The organism is Mesorhizobium sp. WSM4848 (assembly GCF_055811375.1).
Genome location: NZ_JBVVPX010000029.1, coordinates 1 through 19,919 on the forward strand (window position 1 = coordinate 1; position 19,919 = coordinate 19,919).

The following is a 19,919-nucleotide window of genomic DNA, read 5'->3' on the forward strand; positions in this document are numbered from 1 at the left end:
ACACCCCCCCCCCCCCCCCCATCTCCTGCCGGTGTGGGGGGGTTTGTTTTTTTTAATACCCCACCCCGCTGTCGGTTCCTATTTGGGGGGGGGGGGGGGGGGGGGGGGCCGCCCCCCCCCCCCCCCCGCGCTGGGTCGAACGCGACATGGCCGGTCTCTGGCAGGCGACCGCCGAGGCGATCCAGGAAGCCATTGCCTTGAGCGGCAGGCCGGCCAGCGACATCAAGGCAGTGGCGGCGACCGCGCATGGCGATGGCCTTTACCTGCTCGACAACGATCGCCGGCCGCTAGGCCCCAGCATATTGTCGCTGGACAGCCGGGCGGGCGAAATTGTCGACCGATGGTCACAAGGTTCGGTTTTCGCCGAGGCGCTCGCTCTGACCGGCCAGGTGCCGCACGCTTCCTCACCATCGTCGCTGCTGGTCTGGTTGCATGAGCACGATCCGGAACGCTTCAGCCGGATAGCGCACATATTCGCCTGCAAGGACTGGCTGCGTTTCTGCCTGACCGGCACCATCGGCACCGACCTGACGGAGGCGAGCACTTCGTTCACCAACATGCGTACGCAAAGCTATGCGCCGGAGGCGATGCGCGTCTTCGGTCTTGAGGAATTGTTCGACGCTTTGCCGCCGGTGGCGCATTCGGCCGATATCGTCGGCTATGTCACCGCCGATGCAGCGGCGCTGAGCGGGCTTGCAGAATGCACGCCGGTCGCTTGCGGCCTGCATGACGTCACTGCCTCGGCGCTTGCCATTGGCGGCCACGAGGAGGGCGTGGTCAGCATCGTCGCCGGCACCTATTCGATCAACGAGATCGTCTCCACCGAGCCGCGCGTCGACCCGCGCTGGTTCTGCCGCAACGCCATCGACTTGGGGCGTTGGAACAACATGTCGATTTCGCCGGCCTCGACGGCGAATTACGACTGGTTCCTCGACACGCTCTGCCGCCCGGAACAGGACGAAGCAAAAAGGACCGGCGGCTCGATCCACGAGATGCTGGCGGCAGAGATCGACATTGCGCTTGGCAGGCCTTCGACCATCTTGTTTCATCCCTATCTGTTCGGCTCGCCTTACGGCAATGCCGCCAGCGCCAGCTTTCTCGGCCTGCATGGCTGGCATGATCGCGGCGACATGCTGAAGGCAGTTCTGGAAGGCATCGTCTTCAACCACCGCACTCACGTCGAAGCGCTGCGCGACGGCTTTGCCGTTCGTGAGGTGCGGCTCACCGGCGGCGGTTCGCGCAATCCGGCCTTCGCGCAGATGTTCGCCGACGTGCTCAACGTGCCGGTCATCGTGACGTCGACCGACGAGGCGGCTGCCTTCGGCGCAGCGCTTTGTGCCGGCGCCGCGGTTGGCCTGTTTGCCTCACCGCAACAGGGCGCGCGCGCGGTCAGCAAGACGAGCCATGAATATCTGCCCGACGCGGCGCGCAATGCGGGTTTCGAGGACCGTTTTTCTCTCTATTGCCGCATTGCCGAATCGCTCAAGCCGCAATGGCTGGAGATCGAAAGGCTGGCGGGGCAAAGCATTGAGGGGGCTGCATGATCAAGGCCGACGAACGGCGCGAGGAAATCGCCGACTATGTGATCAAATTGGGCCAGGTGCGCATCGACGACCTGGTCGAGCATTTCGGCGTGTCGCGGATGACCATCCACCGCCATATCGACCAACTGGCGCACCAGGGCGTGCTGCGCAAGCTGCACGGCGCTGTGACGGTGCAGCCTTCCGGCCTTTATGAAAGCGCGTTCCGCTACCGGGTGACGGTCGGCAGAGCCGAGAAGGATGCGCTGGCGCATGCGGCGCTGGATTATGTAGAGGCCGGCCAGGCCGTCATGCTTGACGATTCGACGACGGCGAACGCGATCGCGCCTCTGCTGCCCGACATCAAGCCACTGACCGTCATCACCAACAGCGTCGCGACTGCAGCACTCCTGACCAATGTCGACGATATCGATTTCATCTGTCTGGGCGGTCAGTACCACCGCACCTACAATGCCTATATCGGCATCGTCTGCGAGAATGCCGTGGCGCAATTGCGTGCCAATCTTTTGATTTGCTCGGCTTCGGCGATCTCAGGCACCACGGCCTTCATCCAGGACCAGCATGTGGTCCGGGTCAAGCAAGCGATGGTCGCTGCCTCGACCAAGCGCATTCTTGTCGTCGACCATTCCAAGTTCGACAAGGTCGCCCTGCATGTTTTCGACGATCTGACCCGTTTCGACGCGGTGCTGACGACTGACGGCGTGAGCGACGCGCAGGCGCAAAAACTCGAACGAGCCGGCGTAAAACTGAGCATCGTCAAGATGGCTCAGTCATGAGCCCTTCCGGCGACGCAGGCGCATCGGACCCTGTGTTGGATCCCGGCGCATCCGACCCCGGCTCAGCCGACCCCATCGACCGCCTCGCCTTTATGAACAAGACGGGCGACGTCGACGTCGTCATTCTTGGCGCCGGCATCAATGGGGCTGGTCTGTTCCGGGATTTGTGCGCGCAAGGCGTCAGTTGCCTGATCGTCGACAAGGGCGATTTTGGCTCGGGCACAAGTGCTGCGCCATCGCGGCTGATCCATGGCGGCCTGAAATATCTCGAAACGGGCGAGTTCGGGCTGGTGGCACAGTCGACGCTGGAGCGCAACCTGCTGTTGAAGAACGCGCCGCACTATGTCAGCCCGCTGCCGACAATCATCCCGATCTTCTCCTGGAGCAAGGGCATGTGGGCGGCGTTGCGCACACTGCTGGGCTCGACCAGCGCGCCGCGCAGCCGCGGCGCCGTCCTCATCAAGATCGGCCTGACGATCTACGATTTCTATGGGGCGCGGCATCGTGTCATGCCGCGCCACCGGCTGGTCGGACGCCGGCGGGCGCTGAGCAACATGCCGGCACTGACCAGGTCGATCGTCGCCACCGGCATCTATTACGACGCCAAGATCAGCCATCCCGAAAGGCTGGTGCTCGAACTGATCACCGACGGGCTTGCAGCAAATGCCCTCGCCGCGGCCGCCAACTACACGACGCTGGTTTCGTCGTCCAATGGTGTGCTGACTTTCCAGTCAAAAGGCGGGGGCCAGTCAAAAGACGGGGGTCGGTCCGAGAACGGCGCCGTATTTGCGGTGCGGCCGAAACTGGTCGTCAACGCCGCCGGTCCGTGGATCGACGATGTCAATGCCTCGCTCGGCGCGCCATCGAAAATGATCGGCGGCACCAAGGGCTCGCATATCCTTTTGAAGCACGACGAACTGGTACGAAGCCTGGCAGGCCGCATGCTCTACTTCGAAGCCGACGACGGCCGCATCTGCCTTGTCTACGACTATCTCGGTCTGGTGCTCGTCGGCTCGACCGACATCCAGGCCGACAGCCCGGACACAGTACAGTGCGAGCCGCAGGAGATCGACTATCTGCTCGAAAGCGTGCGTGCGCTGATGCCGGGCATGAGCTTTGGACGCGACCAGATCGTCTATGCCTATAGCGGCATCAGACCGTTGCCTGCATCCGACGCCTCTGTCCCCGGCTTGATCAGCCGGGATCATTCGGCACCGGTCGTCGAGCCGGAAGGTTCGCGTCCGTTTCCGATTATCTCGCTGGTCGGCGGCAAATGGACGACGTTCCGCGGCTTTGCCGAGGAGGTTGCCGACACGGTACTCGACCGGCTGGGACGCGGCCGCAAGGTCACCACGCGATCGATGCCGATCGGCGGCGGCAAGGGTTTTCCAACCGAGCCTGCGGCGCGAACTGCCTGGCTGGCGGATGCCAGATCGGCTTCGGGCGCCGACGAACGCCGTCTCGACCAACTTCTGTCGCGCTACGGAACCAAGGCGTTGCCGATCGCCCGCCACCAAAGTTCAGGAGACAATGAAGATCGCCTGCCGGGGGCAAGCGACTACGGCACATCCGAAATCGACTACATCGTTCGTAATGAATTCGTCGAGCATCTGGCCGATATCGTCATGCGGCGCACGACCCTGGCCATTGGTGGTTCCCTGACCATGAGCGATTTGAAGCAGATCGCCGCCATTGCCGGCCGTGCACGTAACTGGGACCCGCAGCGGATGTCCGACGAACTCGATGCCGCTGTCGCGCAGCTCAGCGACAGGAATCTGATGCGATTGTGATGGCGCCCTGATTTTGGGACGAACACCTCGCGGGTATGCGCTGTTTTCAAAAAATACCACACGAAAACAGCATATTAAGCTTTGTTGACAGGTGCCCATTGTCCAGCAGTGCCGGAGAATGGGCAAAATATCACATGTCTTGACGTGAATTTAACACTAACGTATGGTCGATTTTGTGCCTGAGGCCTGACTGTTCCGAAAGGCTTCGGCTCGTGAGGAATTTCTTGCTTACGGCGGTTGGGCTGACGAACCAGCGCATGCAATCGCGGTCCCACGATCGTGCAGCCGAATACCGGCTGGGTTCTCGGCCGCAATCAACTGCTACGCGATAAAGTTCCTCTCGATGACGCCGGCTGCACGCTGATCCCAGTGAAGGCGGATTGACAACGACATGAACGCGTGAAAAATTTTTCAACTGAAGATAATAATATCATCTCGGGAGGAGATGGAATGAAATCCAGCAGCGCCGCCAGTGGTGATCGTGACCTGATCGGCGTCATGCCGCAGGTCGTTGCGCCATGAGTTCGCAGCCCGCCACCACGATCAATCGGCGGGTCGGCGTTCGTTGGATTGTCGCCGCGGCCGCGATCCTGATTTTGCTCGGCGCTATGGTTCTCGACACCAAGGTCGTCATAATTGGTTCGGCGGAAGACGCGCGAAAGGCTGCGTTTTCCCCGGAAGAATACGGCAAGTCCGAGTTTTCGAAGGTTCAATCCGCCGTGGAGCAGCGCGCGGTGAACGCCGCTACCCTCGCGTCAGCCATCGCCAAGGACAAGGCGGCGGCAGAGAAGGAGTACGGCGTGCCGGCCAATGTCGGTACGGAATTCTCGGTCAAATTCACCGGCGTGGTCGGTGAGGGAAAGTCCGGCATCTACGCCGTCAAGGTCGACGATGTTCCCAGCACCTTGGTCATTCGGGTGCAGACGGGGCCGGCGATCAACGGAACCGACCTGCGCGATGCCACAGGCACGATCGCCTTCGGGCAATTCACCAACCAGATCGAGTATCAGAACGCCGGATCGGCCTTGAACAACGAGATGAAGAAGCAGGTGTTGTCGGCCATCGACAATACCGAGCTCACCGGGAAGACGATTTCGGTGGTCGGCGTCTTCAAATTGATCAATCCCAAGGGCTGGCTCGTCACACCCGCAAAGCTGAGCGTTCAATGAATGCGGCGCCTCAATTCGAGCCGGCGGCCGGCGACACCGTGCTCGCGGCGCGCAACATCGTGAAATCCTATGGCGGAACGCATGCCCTCAAGGGGGTCAATTTCGACATCCGCCGTGGCGAGGTCACCACGCTGTTCGGAGAGAATGGGGCAGGCAAGTCGACGCTGATGAAGATCCTTTCCGGTGTTGAGACGCCGACATCCGGAAGCATCGAACTCGATGGCCGTCCTGTCGTCTTCTCCTCGACCGTCGACGCGCGGGATCGAGGCATCTCGATAATCCATCAGGAGCTGAGTCTCGCGCCCAATCTGAGTGTGCGCGACAATATTTTCATGGGCCGTGAGTTGCGGGGCGCGACCGGCCTCGACTTCGCGGAAGAGGCTCGCCAGACGCGGATGCTGATGGCCGATCTCGAGGAAGACATCGATCCGATGACCTTGGTGCAGGATCTGCGTCTGGGCCAGCAGCAGATCGTCGAGATCGCACGCGCGCTCTCCGTCGATTCACGCATCCTGATCATGGACGAGCCTACCTCCGCATTGAGCGCGACCGAGGTGGAGGTGCTGTTCAAGGTGATCCGGGACCTGACCGCCCGCGGCGTCTCGATCGTGTACATCTCCCATCACCTCGAAGAAGCGCTGCAGATCACCGACCACGCGGTGGTGCTGCGCGACGGAACGATCACGGCCACGGCCAAAGCGAAGAACATCGATCTCGAATGGATCGTCCGTAACATGGTGGGCGAGAACTTCGACCTGGGATCGCCACCCACCGGATACGCATTCGGCGACGTTGCCCTGTCAATCGACGATGTGAGCGTCGCCGATGTTTCGGGTTCGGACCGCCTGGTCGTCCACCGGCTGTCGCTCGATGTCCGCGCGGGCGAGATCGTCTGCATTTACGGGCTGATGGGCGCCGGGCGCACGGAATTGCTGGAGTGCGTCGCCGGACGCTTGCCGGTGACGGGCGGCCGGGTCTTGCTGGAGGGCGACGACATCTCCCGCCTCAGCATTGCGGAGCGGATAAACAGGGGGCTTGTGCTGGTGCCTGAGGACCGCCAACGCGACGGGCTGGTCCAGACGATGACCGTGGGGGCAAATCTGTCGCTCGCCAGTATTGGCGCCTTCGTCAAGGGGATGCTGCTTTCGCGGTCGCAGGAGCGGTCGCTGATCGACGGAACCATTCGCGATGTGCGCGTCAAGACGGCGGGCGCAGGCGCGCCCATCGGATCGCTGTCCGGCGGCAATCAGCAGAAGGTCGTCATCGGCAAGATGCTGACCACCGACCCCAAGGTCATGCTGCTGGACGAGCCCAGTCGCGGGATCGATGTCGGTGCCAAGGCGGAGGTGTTCCGGCTGCTCGGCGAGCGGGCCGCGCAGGGGCTCGCGGTCGTGTTCTCGACCTCGGAAGTCGCCGAGTGCCTTGGTATCGCGCACCGGATCATCGTCATGCGCCGAGGCAGGAATTCGGCTCAGTTCGGCGCCGATGTCACGAAAGAGCAGATCATGGCCGCCTCGGGCGAGGCCGTGCTTGTCTGATCATGAAGAATACAGGAGCCCAGACCGTGACCAACGCCAGTCAGAATAGTAGCCGCTCCGGCCCGAGGACATCGAGCGGTGGCTTCAGTCTGGCCAAGCTGTTGCTGGAGGGCCGGGCATTCCTCGCGCTGATGGTGATCATCCTCGTCTTCTCGATGCTGTCGCCCTATTACTTCTCGCTGGGCAATTTCCTCACCATGGCGTCGCATGTCGCCATCTTCGGCATCCTCGCGGTCGGCATGCTGCTGGTCATCCTCAATGGCGGCATCGACCTGTCGGTGGGGTCGACGCTTGGACTGTCGGGCGTAATCGCCGGATTCCTGATGCAGGGCGTGCAGTTGCAAACGCTCGGCATCGTGCTGTTTCCCCCCGTCTGGGTGGTCGTGGTGCTGGTGTGCGTGCTTGGCGCACTGGTCGGTCTGGTCAACGGCGTCCTTATCGCCTGGTTGAAGGTGCCGGCCTTCGTTGCCACGCTGGGTATGCTCTATGTGGTGCGGGGCGCCGCGCTGCTGATGACAAACGGCCTCACATATAATGATCTCGGCGGCAAGCCGGAGCTGGGCAATACCGGCTTCGACTGGCTGGGCTTCAACCGCCTGTTCGGTATCCCTATCGGTGTGCTGGTCATGGTGGTCATCGCGATCATCGGCAGCATCATCCTCAATCGCACGGCCTTCGGCCGGTGGCTCTATGCCTCCGGTGGCAACGAGCGCGCCGCGGAACTGTCCGGCGTGCCGGTGAAAAAAGTGCAGGTGTCGGTGTATATGCTGTCCGGCATCTGCGCCTCGGCAGCCGGCCTCATCCTGTCCTCGGAACTGACTTCGGCAGGGCCGACCGCCGGCAACTCCTACGAACTGACCGCCATTGCAGCCGTCGTCATCGGCGGCGCGGCACTCACCGGTGGTCGAGGCAATATCCGCGGCACGCTGGTCGGGGCCTTCGTCATCGGCTTCCTCTCCGATGGCCTCGTGATCATCGGCGTGTCCGCCTACTGGCAAACAGTGTTCACCGGCGCGGTCATCGTGTTGGCGGTGCTGCTCAATGCCATTCAGTATCGCCGTCGCGTCAAGCTCCCGGGCTCGAACGGCGGCCCTTCGACTTCTCCGCAACAAGCCGGCAAAGCCCGAACGGCCGATCCCGCTCACGAGAAGATTGCCGGTTGACCGGTACCATCGCTAACCAAGGAGGAAATTTCATGTATGGCAAGGCAAGAATTCTAATGCTCACGGCCTTTGCGCTGGCTGCTCCGGTCCTCGCAGGGTCGATAAGCACAGCGTCGGCCGAAGGCCTCATTTCGATCATCGTCATCGACCCCGCCAACCCGTACTGGCTCACCGAAGGCAATGTGGCCAAGGCCGAGGCCGAAAAACTCGGCTACACCGCGACTGTCGGCGCATCGAAAGCCGACACAAACACGGAAAGCAGACTGATCGACACCGCAATCACCAACAAATCCGTGGCGATCATCCTCGATCCTGCCGACGCCAGCGGATCCATCGGCGCCGTCAAGAAGGCGATTGCCGCAAACATCCCGGTCTTCCTGGTCAACGCCGAGATCAACCAGGAGGGTCTGGCCAAGGCGCAGCTCGTTTCCAACAACGCACAGGGCGCCGCTCTGGGGGCACAGCAATGGGTGACGAATATCGGCGAGAAGGGCAACTACGTCGAACTGTTGGGCGCCCCGTCCGACAACAACGCCGCAACCCGGTCAAACGGATACGAGACCGTGATCAGCCAGTATCCGGACCTCAAGAAGGCCGGCTCGGAGGTCGCCAACTGGGACCGGACCCAAGGCCACGACAAGATGCAGAGCCTGCTGCAGGCCCATCCCGATATCATCGGCGTGACGAGCGGCAATGACGAGATGGCGCTTGGCGCGATCGCCGCGCTGAAGGAAGCCGGAAAGCTGTCGAGCATTAAGGTCGGCGGCTTCGATGGCTCTCCGGACGCTGTCGCCGCGATCAAGGCGGGCGACTTGCAGTACACCGTGCTCCAACCGGTGGCCGTCTACTCGGCGAAGGCCGTACAACAGGCCGACTCGTTCATAAAGACCGGCAAAACCGGCGCGCCGACCGAGAAGCAGCTGTTTGACTGCCTTCTCATCACCAAGGACAACGTCGACAAATACACGGCTCCCTTCACGCTCTCGGAGTAAAAACGAAGGAGGAGTGTCCCGCGGGACACTCCTCGCCTGACCCGGGGCGGCGACCTCGTTGATCGGGCCGACGCACCACATGTCTGTTATGCTAAAACTGAAACACAGGCCGTGACCTGAATCCGCGCTGGTGGCTCTATGGAGCGGCTGATGTGGCCCACCCCATGTCGTTGAAACGCCACCCGTGCGGACCCATATACGCATCGCGTCGGATGTTTTCCTCCCATTGCATCCGGCGCGTTCCCCTCTGGAGGTTTTGAACCTTCATGCCTGGCCGGACTTTAACCAGTCCGGCCTTTTTTTCTTTTTGGCCCTGTGAAGCTGCGCTGCCGCGAGCGAGCTGTAGAACCGCCGTAGGTCGCAGCATCCACGACCGGCAGGCCGTGGTGCTGGCAGCGCGGACGGGCGGCCAACCGGCATAACCAGCCCAATGACCGAGAAATGGCCAATTTCGTCACACTCGACAGCGGCTTGGCAGTAGGGGGGTGCGGCGACGGAAGCTGCCATTTTGTCAGAAAATCCACTAGTCTCGCTTGGTTTGCGAGACGGCGAGAGATGCCCGACCTGAAACAGTTGCCCGATATGAAGCAAATGAGATTGCTCGGCATCGTGGCCGCGACGGCGATCGGCCTGTATGTCTGTTATCTCCTGGCGTTGCCTTTTTTGCCCGCATTGACCTGGGCACTGGTGTTGGCAATCATCCTGTATCCGGCTCATCGACGGGTCGAGGAAAGGCTCAGGAATCAAAATCTGGCTGCACTGATATCGGTGAGCGTCGCGGCAGTGGCGGTCGGCCTGCCGCTCATCTTCGTGGCACAGCAGCTTGTTCGCGAGGCGGTAAACGGCGCCACCTATATGGAGGAGGTCATCCGGGGCTGGAACACAGACGCCTTCGTGTCGGATTATCCCAGGCTTTCGGCCGTTGCCCTGTGGATCGAGAACCAACTCGATCCAGCCGGCACGGTCGCCGCATTTGTACAATGGCTGACGGGACAAAGCACATCGCTGTTGCGCGGCTCGATCAATCAGGCCGTGATGTTCGTGCTGACATTCTATCTGCTGTTCTATTTTCTGCGGGACCGTGAACCCGCCATGCGGGGAATCGAGCGTCTGTCGCCCCTGCGTGCACCGGAGACGGCATATATGCTGTCCCGCCTTGCCGAGACGGTCCATGCGATCGTGATAGGCACCGTGCTTGTCGCCGCTGTGCAGGGGACGCTGGGCGGCCTGATTTTCTGGTGGCTCGGCCTGCCCACTCCGGTCTTCTGGGGCCTGGCAATGGGACTTCTTGCCATCGTGCCGGTGCTCGGCGCATTCCTGATCTGGGTGCCGGCAGCGATCTATCTCGCGCTGGAGGGGGCTTGGGCGAGCGCGGCGATCCTGACCGTCTGGGGCGGTGTGGTTGTCGCCGGCATCGACAATCTGCTCTATCCGATACTTGTCGGGAACCGGCTGCGGCTCCACACGGTGGTGGCCTTTGTCGGTGCTGTCGGTGGCATCGTCCTCTTCGGAGCATCCGGGCTTGTCCTCGGCCCCGCGGTGATCGCGGTCACCGTCAGCCTCATTGACATCCTCAAGCAACGACTGAGCGACCAGCCCGAGGCGGAACTGACGCCAAAGCGCGACACAAAGCCATCACGGCAGTCCGGAGCCGCGCCCAGTGAGTAAGCACCGCCGCGCGCGACCAGTTCGATTCTGGACCTAAAGAACGTGGAAGGCCGTATCGCTCGCGAAAGGTGCGCTTACCCCAAAACCTCAGGTCATGGGAGGTGGGGGCAGTGCTATTCGATCGCAGCGGGCGCGGAGAAAGGCGTCGATCGGGTGGACAGTTTCCCATTCGTCGCCCCATTATCGAAGCCAGGCGTTTGGTGAGTTGTGGAAGCATGAAGATTGCATGCGTTGTCGGCAGCGGGTTCCTCTTTCGTCGAGTACGACCGCGCTTTGTTGGAGAGCCAAATGCAGGAATTCCTTCTTTTTGTGATCGTAGGGTTTTTAGCTCAGGCTGTGGACGGCGCTCTCGGCATGGCGTACGGCGTGATTTGCTCGACAACACTACTGGGGTTCGGCGTGTCTCCTGCACACGCTTCGGCTTCAGTTCACGCAGCTGAGCTGTTTACCACGGCGGCCTCGGGTTCGGCTCACCTCTATCACCGCAATATCGACTGGAAGCTTTTCTGGCGGCTGATGCCGTTTGGCGTGCTCGGCGGCGTTCTCGGCGCTTATGTGCTCACCTCATTTGAGGGGGCCATCATGAAGCCTTATGTGACCACATATCTTGCGCTCGTCGGAGCCTGGCTCCTGTTCCGTTCCTTCCGACGGATCCCAAGCAAGCCGGTCCCTGCAGCCGCGGTACCTCCGCTTGGACTTGGCGGTGGATTTCTCGATGCGGCAGGGGGTGGCGGATGGGGACCCATCGTGACGACGGGCCTTCTCGGTTTTGGCGGGACGCCCCGCTACGTGATTGGTACGGTGAATGCCACCGAGTTCCTTACAACGCTGTCGGTGTCCCTGACCTTCCTGTTTGCGTTATTGACGGGCCATTGGGCGGAGGCAGGAGCGCTGGCAGAAAATCTGATCGCCGTTGCCGGCTTGGTCCTGGGCGGGGTGATCGCAGCGCCGATGGCCGGATTTATGGTGAAGTCGATCGCAGAAAAGACGCTTCTCAGGCTCGTTGGTACTCTCATCATACTGCTGGCGGGCTGGCAAACCGCGCAACTTTTCGAACTGGTATAAGCTGAAGACACATCGAAAAAGTTGTCGGCGTCGCTTCCCTGGCGGCCGTGCCGGAGACAAAAACTCAAATCCCAAATGGAACGAAGAGGCCGCGTTGTTGTTTGGGTGCCTTGGACAACCGGAGGCCCGAGTCGATGAGAAAATTGGTTGCAACAACAGGGTTGGCGCTGGCGGTCGCGATGCCTGCAGCGGCTCAGGACGCCGCGACCGCGAAAGCCGAATTCGTCAACATGGCCGGCGAGAAGAATGGAACGGCCACGCTGACCGAGACGGCGCAGGGTGTGCTGATAGAGTTGGAGGTGACGGGACTGCCGGCGGGCGAATTGGTTGCGTTCCATGTTCATGAGACCGGAAAGTGCGATCATCAGACCGGCCATGACTCGGCCGGTGGACACTTCAATCCGACGAATGCCGAACATGGATATCTCACTGGGAAAGGCCCGCACGCAGGCGATATGCCAAATCAGCGGGTCGGCGCCGACGACGTTTTGCGTGCTCAGGTTTTCAACAGCATGGTCAAGCTGGATGGTGGAGAAACGGCGATACGAGGCAAGGCATTGATGATCCACGGCGGGCAGGACGACTACAAAAGCCAGCCTGCCGGTGATGCCGGAAAACGTCAGGCCTGTGCCGTGATCGAGTGAGAAACCCCAAGGGAGTAGCCGACATATGATCTGACCGGCGCTACAGCGCGGCGGCCAGGCAGATGGTCGGAGCCTCTGGCATAAGGACAAGCCAGACGGTAAGCTCGCGCGCCTGCAGAGGAACTGACGACGCAGCCATTGCGCCGAAGCTGGCCTTCATTTGCGACTGCCGGATGATTGCATGAACGATACTTCTCCTATGGGTGTGCCCGCCACGGGCCTTGCCCAGTCAGCCATTTCCGCCCGCGGGCTGGTTAAAACGTTCGGCAAGCTGCGTGCCGTCGATGGTATCGACCTCGATGTGCCGCGCGGCATGATTTTCGCTATCCTGGGTCCGAACGGCGCCGGCAAGACAACGCTGATGCGGATGCTTGCGACGCTGTCGCGCCCCGACGCCGGCTCCGCTACCGTGATGGGGCACGATCTCGTGCAGGCCCCGCACGAGGTCCGTGCGGCAATCGCGATGACCGGGCAGTTCGCTTCGCTCGACGAGGACCTGACGGGCCGGGAGAACCTCGTCCTGCTCGCCCGACTCTGGGGTTTTCGCGGTCGCGCCGCGAAAGCCCGTGCGGACGACCTGCTCGCGGCTTTCGGCTTGGCCGAAGCGGCGACGAAACAGGTGAGGGACTATTCGGGTGGCATGCGAAGGAGGCTCGACATAGCCGCCTCGCTGATCGTCACGCCGGGCGTGCTGTTCCTCGATGAGCCGACCACAGGCCTCGATCCGAACGCCCGCAAGGACGTCTGGGGCATGATCCGCGGCCTCGCCGAGGCCGGCGTCACCATCCTGCTCACCACGCAATATCTCGAAGAGGCCGATCAACTCGCGGCACGCATCGCCGTCATCGACCACGGCAGGAAGATTGCCGAGGGCACCAGCCGCGAATTGAAGGCGGCCACCGGCTCCGGATTTCTCCATGTCGCGCTTGCCGATGATGCGCGTCTGGACCAGGCGGCGACCATTCTGGAGCGCCGGTTGGAGCACCCTGTCCAACGCAGTGCCGAGGGCGCGGAACTCTCCGTCCTTGCCGGCACGGCGAAGGCCGCCAACGAGGCGCTGGCCGACCTGGTCGCTGCCGGCATCGAACTGTCGGATTTCTCTATGGGCCAACCCAGCCTTGAGGAGGTCTTCTTCGCGCTGACGGACCAGCCGAGCCTGGGTGAAAGCCGGAAAGACGACAGACCATGATCGACACGACATCCCTGCAGCGGCTGCAAAGGGTCGCCCGACCGAGGACCCCATCAGCCCTTTCCAATGCACTGGTCTTCGGATGGCGCGCGGTGCTGAAATTCAAGCATGTGCCGGAGCAGCTGTTCGACCTGGTGATGACTCCGATCATGTTCACGCTGCTGTTCACCTTCGTCTTCGGCGGCGCGCTCGCCGGTTCGCCTGGCGAATACCTGCAGTTCTTCCTACCCGGTATCCTGGTTCAGACCGTGGTGTTCAACGCAGTCTATTCGGGCATGGGATTGTCGACCGACCTCGGCAAGGGCTTGTTTGACCGCTTCCGATCGCTGCCGATCTGGTCGCTGTCTCCGTTCGCCGGTCTGATGGTGGGCGACATCCTGCGCCATTTGATTGCCGCTTCGATCATCCTCGCCATCGGGCTGATCCTCGGCTACCGGCCGGAGGCGGGCATCCTCGGCGTGCTTGCCGCCTTCGCCATGCTGATCGCCATCGGGTTCGGCATGGGCTGGGTATTCATCGTGCTCGGCCTGATGATCCGCACGCCAACCACAGTGATGACGCTCGGCTTTACGTTCCTGTTCCCGCTCGTCTTCGCCTCCAACATCATGGTAGACCCCGGAACCATGCCGGACTGGCTGCGGGCCTTCGTTGAAGTCAACCCGGTGTCGCTGATGACGACGGCGCTGCGCGAGTTGATGGGTGGCGGGGCGACACTCAGTCAGGTCGTACTCGCCCTGATCGCGCCGGTGGCGCTGACCGCGATCCTGGCGCCGACGACACTATGGCTGTATCTCAGAAGGTGAGACGAGCAGCGGGAGAGGTATCCCTACGCGACATGCACCGTGCGCTGCCTCGGCTTGATCGCGGTGGCGAGCAACAGGCCGGCGACGATAAAGGCGGCGCCGGCGAGGTCGTAGTCGTGCAAGCTTTCCCCAAGGAATAGATAAGCGAGCACGGCGACGAAGACAGTCTGCAGATAGAGCAGCATGCTGGCGCGCCCGGCGCCAAGCGTCTCGACACTGCGGTTGTAGAGGTAGTACATCAGAGCGCCGCCCGGGCCAGCGACATAGGCGAGTGCCAGAAGGCCGTTCGCATGCAGCGCCGAACGCTCGCCGGAAAACAGCTCCCAGAGATAGAGAGGCAGTGCGATCAGCGCGCCGGCGCCCAGCAGCAGGACCACCGTCGGCAGCAGTTCGATAGCGAATTTGGCGCGACGCAGCAGCACGGTGTAGAGGCCCCAGCAAAACGCACTGCCGACGATCCACAACTCGCCGGGATTGAACTGGAGCCGCATCAGTGCGGCAAGGTCGCCGCGCGCTACGATCACCACCATCCCGACCAGAGCGAGCAGCGCGCCAACCGCCTTCCAGATGCCGAGGGGCTCGCCGAGCACGAAGCGGGCAAGCACCATGGTCATGATCGGCGACAGCGCCATGATGATGCCGGCGGTGGTCGCGTCGGTGTAATTGAGGCCCGTGTAGATCATGCCCTGACAGAGGGTCAGCCCGATGGCGCCGATGGCCAGCACCTCGATCGCCCGGGACCGGATCAGCGCGAGCATCGCCCCGTGATGATGATGGACGATAGGCAGCAGGATCGCGCAGGCGAGCACCAGCCGCCAGAAGCAGAGCGCCCAAGGCGGCATCTCGGGGGCAACCCACTTGGCTGCGATGTAGACGCCGGCGGACAGGAGCCAGCAGAGCGTCGCGGTGGAATAGGCGAGTGGAAGCGACGCGTCGGCTGTCGTCTTGGCTACACCAGGATGGGCTATCGGCATCGATTGCATGCCCGTCTCCTCCCACCGCCGATCTTAGCAAGATTGCAGCGTCTTGCCGAGCCGCATCGTCAGCTATGTCACCAATCCCTGTGCGGCCTGCTCGAGCGCAACATCTGGATGATGGCGCGTGGCGGATACTGGCGTATCTTCATCGCGCTCCCCGTACCGATGCAGCGCGTGAGGCGGACAGGATCGCCGATTTAGACCTGGTCCGCGGCGGCGTGCAGCTGCCTCACCAGCTTGGTATTGCCACACGTCGACAAGAACGGTTCAAAACCGCTGCGGAAATCCCTTGTCGGCGATGTCGACCGGAAGATGGCGTTCCATGAAGCCAAGCCGATCTCTGCTTACCGGCCCGCTCATTCTACCGGCGCACGTGTCGGCTCGTATTCGCTCGCGTCGAACACGTGGTGGTGAACGCGTCCGGTGAACATTTTCAGCAGCTCGCCGGTAACTTCGCGGCTTTCGGATCGGATGGGGGATTGAAGCGCCAATTCGCACGCCGCCATATCCGGATAGCGGATGGCCAGTGCCAATGCGTAGGCCGGGGCGCCTTCGTCGCGGATGGTTCCGTCGAGGATGCGGATTTCCTCGGCTCCGGGAAACTGCGTCCAGAGCGGGACAAGCCGGTCTTTCACGAACTGGCGGAACTCAGCTTCCCTGCCGCTATGGATTTCGCCTTCGAAGAGCGCGTATCGGATGATCATGGTTTTCTCCGGTGTTTCGGCCTGCAATATTTCCCTGTGCGGCCGCGAGGCCGCGCGACTGCCGGATCAGTTGAGGTGGGCCGGCTATCGTCGGGTGAGTCGTAGCGGGCGCATCTTCCCGGCGCGCCCGCTACGGCCTGCGCCTACATCTTGCCCCACATTTTTTTGTATTCGTCGCGATAGCCATTGTCGGGGTCGAAGCTGTTCTTCGGCCCGCCGTCGAATTCGACATTGTCCGCTGTCACGACATGGAGCGGCGAAAGGTAGCCGGACCATTTTGCACCGGCGATCGCGCGGTTCAGCTCGTCGACCAGTTGCCAGCCCTGTAGGTTGAGCGGTTCGGCCACCGTCACCTTCTGGAACTGGCCGGCGCGGATGCGTTGATAGGCCGATTCCGAGCCGTCGCCGGCGGCGACATTGATCGGCGCGTCGGTACCCGTCTTGCCGGCCGCCGCGAGCGAGGGGCCCATGAAGTCGAAATAGAGATCGTTGATGGCCAGCGAATGCGTCCAGCTGTCGCCGTACTTCTGCAGCAGTGAGGTGGTCAGCTGCGGCATGCGCTGCGACGTTTCGGCGATAGGCGTATCGACATATTCGAGCACGGTCCCGCCGAGCTTCTCGATTTCTTCCTTCATCCGATCGGCCTTGGCGATGGCTATCGCATAGGTGGAATCGGTGAAGATCACGGCTCCGGGTTTTCCTTTGGCGTCTGCGTAGGCCCAGTTCGCGGCCGCGGCTGAAACCTGCATGGCGTCGGTGGAGACATTGGCAAAGAGCCCGATCTTGTCGTCCGGGCCGATCGTCGGGCCGGCATGCCAGGCAACCATCGGAATGCCCGCGGCCTTGGCCTGCTCGATCGCCGGTGCCTGTTCGACCGCGTCGAAGCCGTTGATGATGATGCCGCTTGGCTGCAGCGCCATGGCCTGGCCGAAGGCCGCGGTGCGGCCTCCGATCGATCCGGCGCCGTCGATTACCTTGACCTCCCAGCCGATCGCCTCGGCCGCTTCCTCGACGCCGGTCGTCACCCCAAGGATGCCGCCATTTTTCAGGTCGCCGGCAAGAACGACGATCGTCTTGCCTTCCTGGGCCCTCGGGCCGGAGGTCGGGCCATCCCAGGCCGTAACTTTCTGGGCATATTTGTCGACGATCGCCATGGCGTCGGCCATTGCGTCGGCTCGCGCCTGCCCGGCAAGCATTGCCGGGGCCACGATGGCGGCCGACAGCATTGCCGCCGTTGATTTCAAGAAGTTCCTGCGCTGCATAACCCTACCTCCCTTGGTTTAAGATTCTGATCGACCGTCCGGACTATTGGCTTCCGGACGGATTTGGCTTCCGCGGCAGTTTTGCCGCGGCGCCCCGTTTGCGCTGCGCGTATCCGGCAATGCCGATCGCGACGAGAAGCGTCACGCCGTTGAATAGAGGCTCAACGAAGAAGGAGCCGCCGAATTGCTGGATTCCGGAAATTCCGACGGCGAGGATGGCGACGCCGATCATCGTGCCCCAGACATTGACCCGGCCGGGTTTGATGGTGGTCGAGCCGAGGAACGCACCGACAAGCGCCGGCAGCAGATATTCAAGGCCGACGCTCGCCTGGCCGATGCGCAGCTTGGAAGCGAGCAGAACGCCCGTCAGTGCGGTAAGAAACCCCGACGAGACGAAAGCCCCGATGACGAAGCGCCGCACAGGAATGCCGTTGAGGGCAGCCGCCTTGGGATTGGCGCCGATCGCATAGACATAGCGGCCGATCGGCAAATATTCCAGCACGATCCACAACGTGACGGCGATCGCCAGCACATAGAAGCCGGTGATCGGCAGGCCGAACAGCATGGTGCCGTTGAGCGCATAGAACCCGTCGGGCAAGACACCGACCACCTGCCGCCCGCCGGTGTGCCAAAGGGCAAGCGCATAGAGCACGGTTCCCGTGCCGAGCGTGGCGATGAAGGAATCGATCCGGGCGACTTCCACGAGGAGCCCGTTCAGAAAGCCCGTACCGGCGCCGAGAAACAGGACGATCATCACGGCGAGGGGCCAGGGGATGCCCAGCATTGTCTGCAGGCTGATAGCGAGGATGTGCCACAATACTATTCCGTAGCCGACGGTCAGGTCGATGCGGCCCGAAGCCATCGGTATCATGGCAGCCAGCGACAGCAGTGCGATGATCGCCTTGTCGGAAACGATCGAGCGTAAATTGAGCAGTGTCGGGAACGTTTTCGGCAGCAGGATTGAGAACAGCACGATCAGCATGAGCGTGAGGATGACGAGCCCGTAGACTGGGACGAGCCTGATGAGCTTCTGCCGCGCCGGCAGGCCGGTCATTTCGCCCCGTGTCGGCTCGAGAGCGGTGGATTCGATGGATTGCATGGTCTTGCTCCGGGTCGGTCAGGCGGCTTCGGATGCCGATGCGGCGGTGATCACGGCGGTTGTGGTGAGTTCATCGCCGGCGAGCTCGCGAACGATCTGTCCGCGGGAAAACACCAGCGCCCTGTGACAGATATGGGCGATCTCCTCGAAGTCGGTCGAAACAACGACGACGCCCAGTCCGGCTTCGAGTGCCCGCCCGATCAGCCGGTAAATCTCGGCCTTCGCGCCGACATCGACGCCGGCGGTCGGGTCTTCGGCGATGAGCAGCTTGCGGCCGGTATGAAGCCAACGGCCGACGACGACCTTCTGCTGGTTGCCGCCGGACAGCGCCTCGATCGCCAGGTCCGGATCGTTGGGCCTGAGGCCGACAGTGTCGCCGATCGCCCGAGCAAGTGCCGCCTCCTTGTGGCCCGCGAGAAAGGAAAACAGGCTGCGCCTCGCCGCGCCCGGATTGATAAATGTGTTTTCGCGGATTGAGAGTGCAGCCGCGATCGACTCCTCGGCGCGATCGCGGGCGATGAGACCGACTCCGGCTTGCATCGCCGCAATGGGACTGGAGAGATCGGGCGTTTTGCCGTCGATGGAAATCTCGCCCGCAAAAGTTGTGCAGCCGAAGAACGCCCGCCCGATGAGTTCCTGCCCGGCGCCGCGCAGCCCGACAAGGCCGAGCATTTCACCCCGGCGAACGTCGAAGGAAACCGGCCCGGCTCCCGCGCAGGCCAGGTCGCGCACCGCGCAGATCGTCGCGCCTGCCTTGGTGGCCGCCTTGGCAAAGATCTGGCTCGCCGGTCGCCCGACGATCATTTCCACCAGTTCGTCCGGCTTTGTGTCCGCTACCTTCTTCCGGCCGACCAGCTTCCCGTCCCGCAGCACGGCTACCCTGTCTGCGATGCGGAAAATCTCGTCTAGTCGGTGCGAAACATAGATCATGCCGACGCCGCGCTGCTTCAGGGGACGAAGCGCGTCGAACAATCGGTCGACCTCGTCGGCGGGAAGGCTCGCCGTCGGCTCGTCGAGCACGAGCACATCGGCTTCGGTTGCCAGCGCTCGGGCGATCGCGACGAGCGACTTTTCCGTCCGGGTGAGATCCTGGACCCGCGTCGTCGGATCGAAATCGCAGCCGACGAGGCTGAGCGCGGCCTGAGCCCGCTCTTCCGTCGCGCGCCAGTCGATAAGGCCCGAGCGGAGCGAAAACCCCTGAGCCAGCCCGACATTCTCACCGACGGACATCCATTCGATCAGCCCCAGATCCTGGTGGATGAAGGCGACCTGCTGGCGCTGGTTGGGACGCGGGGGCCGATGCTGATACGGCTCGCCGCGAAACAGAATGCGTCCGCCATCCGGTGTGTGGATGCCGGCGAGCGTCTTGATGAGCGTCGATTTGCCGGCGCCGTTCTCTCCCAGCAGGGCGAGAATTTCGCCCTCATGCAGATCGAGCGATACGTCGGAAAGCGCGCGTGTACCGCCGAACTCCTTTGTAATCGACTGAAACTCGACCAGCTTGTTTCCGAACACGCACGCTCCTCCCAAAGCTAATAG

The 19,919-nt window shown here is 62.4% G+C and carries 17 protein-coding genes and 1 pseudogene; 13 read left to right on the plus strand and 5 right to left on the minus strand.

The genetic code is table 11. The features are described 5' to 3' along the window. Positions 1-119: 119 nt before the first annotated feature. From AC0L16_RS23395 to AC0L16_RS23455, 13 genes and pseudogenes are all read left to right on the plus strand, one after another. A pseudogene (locus AC0L16_RS23395) lies at positions 120-1,544 on the plus strand (FGGY-family carbohydrate kinase); the annotation flags it as partial. After that, entirely contained in the window at positions 1,541-2,317 is a 777-nt protein-coding gene (locus AC0L16_RS23400; protein WP_473623541.1) for a DeoR/GlpR family DNA-binding transcription regulator, read from the plus strand. The pseudogene AC0L16_RS23395 and the gene AC0L16_RS23400, both read left to right, overlap by 4 nt. A 92-nt stretch (positions 2,318-2,409) precedes the next feature. Then, positions 2,410-4,107 carry a glycerol-3-phosphate dehydrogenase/oxidase gene (locus AC0L16_RS23405; RefSeq protein WP_473623631.1) on the plus strand — a complete coding sequence of 566 codons (1,698 nt, stop codon included), beginning with the start codon at positions 2,410-2,412 and terminating at the stop codon, positions 4,105-4,107. 399 nt (positions 4,108-4,506) lie between these two features. Further along, the gene (locus AC0L16_RS23410; protein WP_473486478.1) at positions 4,507-4,629 is read left to right on the plus strand and encodes a hypothetical protein; all 123 of its coding nucleotides are present in this window, start codon (positions 4,507-4,509) and stop codon (positions 4,627-4,629) included. Beyond that, positions 4,626-5,276, plus strand: coding sequence for a DUF2291 family protein (locus AC0L16_RS23415; RefSeq protein WP_473623543.1), 651 nt, complete (start codon positions 4,626-4,628; stop codon positions 5,274-5,276). The genes AC0L16_RS23410 and AC0L16_RS23415 overlap by 4 nt, the downstream gene beginning before the upstream one ends. Further along, complete coding sequence (locus AC0L16_RS23420; protein ID WP_473623544.1) at positions 5,273-6,814, plus strand: sugar ABC transporter ATP-binding protein; 1,542 nt, start codon at positions 5,273-5,275, stop codon at positions 6,812-6,814. The genes AC0L16_RS23415 and AC0L16_RS23420 overlap by 4 nt, the downstream gene beginning before the upstream one ends. A gap of 2 nt (positions 6,815-6,816) precedes the next feature. Further along, positions 6,817-7,977 carry an ABC transporter permease gene (locus AC0L16_RS23425; RefSeq protein ID WP_473623545.1) on the plus strand — a complete coding sequence of 387 codons (1,161 nt, stop codon included), beginning with the start codon at positions 6,817-6,819 and terminating at the stop codon, positions 7,975-7,977. Between the two features lie 32 nt (positions 7,978-8,009). Then, positions 8,010-8,969: a substrate-binding domain-containing protein gene (locus tag AC0L16_RS23430; protein WP_473623546.1), complete on the plus strand. Its 960-nt coding sequence runs from the start codon at positions 8,010-8,012 to the stop codon at positions 8,967-8,969. A gap of 555 nt (positions 8,970-9,524) precedes the next feature. Continuing rightward, entirely contained in the window at positions 9,525-10,637 is a 1,113-nt protein-coding gene (locus tag AC0L16_RS23435) for an AI-2E family transporter (protein WP_473623548.1), read from the plus strand. Positions 10,638-10,925: 288 nt separating this feature from the next. Further along, the gene (locus tag AC0L16_RS23440) at positions 10,926-11,702 is read left to right on the plus strand and encodes a sulfite exporter TauE/SafE family protein (protein ID WP_473623549.1); all 777 of its coding nucleotides are present in this window, start codon (positions 10,926-10,928) and stop codon (positions 11,700-11,702) included. 134 nt (positions 11,703-11,836) lie between these two features. Next, positions 11,837-12,346 carry a superoxide dismutase family protein gene (locus AC0L16_RS23445; protein WP_473623550.1) on the plus strand — a complete coding sequence of 170 codons (510 nt, stop codon included), beginning with the start codon at positions 11,837-11,839 and terminating at the stop codon, positions 12,344-12,346. 181 nt (positions 12,347-12,527) lie between these two features. Then, positions 12,528-13,535: an ATP-binding cassette domain-containing protein gene (locus tag AC0L16_RS23450; RefSeq protein ID WP_473623552.1), complete on the plus strand. Its 1,008-nt coding sequence runs from the start codon at positions 12,528-12,530 to the stop codon at positions 13,533-13,535. Then, the gene (locus tag AC0L16_RS23455; protein WP_473623553.1) at positions 13,532-14,338 is read left to right on the plus strand and encodes an ABC transporter permease; all 807 of its coding nucleotides are present in this window, start codon (positions 13,532-13,534) and stop codon (positions 14,336-14,338) included. Before AC0L16_RS23450 ends, AC0L16_RS23455 begins: the two co-directional genes overlap by 4 nt. A 23-nt stretch (positions 14,339-14,361) precedes the next feature. Here AC0L16_RS23455 and AC0L16_RS23460 read toward each other — a convergent pair whose 3' ends face one another. The 5 genes from AC0L16_RS23460 to AC0L16_RS23480 all read right to left on the minus strand — a co-directional run bounded on the left by AC0L16_RS23460 (position 14,362) and on the right by AC0L16_RS23480 (position 19,895). Next, positions 14,362-15,321, minus strand: coding sequence for a DMT family transporter (locus AC0L16_RS23460; RefSeq protein WP_473623555.1), 960 nt, complete (start codon positions 15,319-15,321; stop codon positions 14,362-14,364). 350 nt (positions 15,322-15,671) lie between these two features. Beyond that, complete coding sequence (locus AC0L16_RS23465; protein ID WP_473623632.1) at positions 15,672-16,019, minus strand: hypothetical protein; 348 nt, start codon at positions 16,017-16,019, stop codon at positions 15,672-15,674. Between the two features lie 143 nt (positions 16,020-16,162). Next, positions 16,163-17,245, minus strand: coding sequence for an ABC transporter substrate-binding protein (locus AC0L16_RS23470; protein ID WP_473623633.1), 1,083 nt, complete (start codon positions 17,243-17,245; stop codon positions 16,163-16,165). Positions 17,246-17,324: 79 nt separating this feature from the next. Then, positions 17,325-18,380 carry an ABC transporter permease gene (locus tag AC0L16_RS23475; RefSeq protein ID WP_473623557.1) on the minus strand — a complete coding sequence of 352 codons (1,056 nt, stop codon included), beginning with the start codon at positions 18,378-18,380 and terminating at the stop codon, positions 17,325-17,327. A gap of 18 nt (positions 18,381-18,398) precedes the next feature. Then, entirely contained in the window at positions 18,399-19,895 is a 1,497-nt protein-coding gene (locus AC0L16_RS23480; protein WP_473623558.1) for a sugar ABC transporter ATP-binding protein, read from the minus strand. Positions 19,896-19,919: the final 24 nt, after the last annotated feature.

Excerpts from the sequence above, each read along its gene's own strand:
- AC0L16_RS23400 (WP_473623541.1), top strand. The coding sequence starts at position 1,541 with ATGATCAAGGCCGACGAACGGCGCGAGGAAATCGCCGACTATGTGATC.
- AC0L16_RS23405 (WP_473623631.1), top strand. The coding sequence starts at position 2,410 with ATGAACAAGACGGGCGACGTCGACGTCGTCATTCTTGGCGCCGGCATC.
- AC0L16_RS23415 (WP_473623543.1), top strand. The coding sequence starts at position 4,626 with ATGAGTTCGCAGCCCGCCACCACGATCAATCGGCGGGTCGGCGTTCGT.
- AC0L16_RS23420 (WP_473623544.1), top strand. The coding sequence starts at position 5,273 with ATGAATGCGGCGCCTCAATTCGAGCCGGCGGCCGGCGACACCGTGCTC.
- AC0L16_RS23425 (WP_473623545.1), top strand. The coding sequence starts at position 6,817 with ATGAAGAATACAGGAGCCCAGACCGTGACCAACGCCAGTCAGAATAGT.
- AC0L16_RS23430 (WP_473623546.1), top strand. The coding sequence starts at position 8,010 with ATGTATGGCAAGGCAAGAATTCTAATGCTCACGGCCTTTGCGCTGGCT.
- AC0L16_RS23435 (WP_473623548.1), top strand. The coding sequence starts at position 9,525 with ATGCCCGACCTGAAACAGTTGCCCGATATGAAGCAAATGAGATTGCTC.
- AC0L16_RS23440 (WP_473623549.1), top strand. The coding sequence starts at position 10,926 with ATGCAGGAATTCCTTCTTTTTGTGATCGTAGGGTTTTTAGCTCAGGCT.
- AC0L16_RS23445 (WP_473623550.1), top strand. The coding sequence starts at position 11,837 with ATGAGAAAATTGGTTGCAACAACAGGGTTGGCGCTGGCGGTCGCGATG.
- AC0L16_RS23450 (WP_473623552.1), top strand. The coding sequence starts at position 12,528 with ATGAACGATACTTCTCCTATGGGTGTGCCCGCCACGGGCCTTGCCCAG.
- AC0L16_RS23455 (WP_473623553.1), top strand. The coding sequence starts at position 13,532 with ATGATCGACACGACATCCCTGCAGCGGCTGCAAAGGGTCGCCCGACCG.
- AC0L16_RS23460 (WP_473623555.1), bottom strand. The coding sequence starts at position 15,321 with ATGCAATCGATGCCGATAGCCCATCCTGGTGTAGCCAAGACGACAGCC.
- AC0L16_RS23465 (WP_473623632.1), bottom strand. The coding sequence starts at position 16,019 with ATGATCATCCGATACGCGCTCTTCGAAGGCGAAATCCATAGCGGCAGG.
- AC0L16_RS23470 (WP_473623633.1), bottom strand. The coding sequence starts at position 17,245 with ATGCTGTCGGCCGCCATCGTGGCCCCGGCAATGCTTGCCGGGCAGGCG.
- AC0L16_RS23475 (WP_473623557.1), bottom strand. The coding sequence starts at position 18,380 with ATGCAATCCATCGAATCCACCGCTCTCGAGCCGACACGGGGCGAAATG.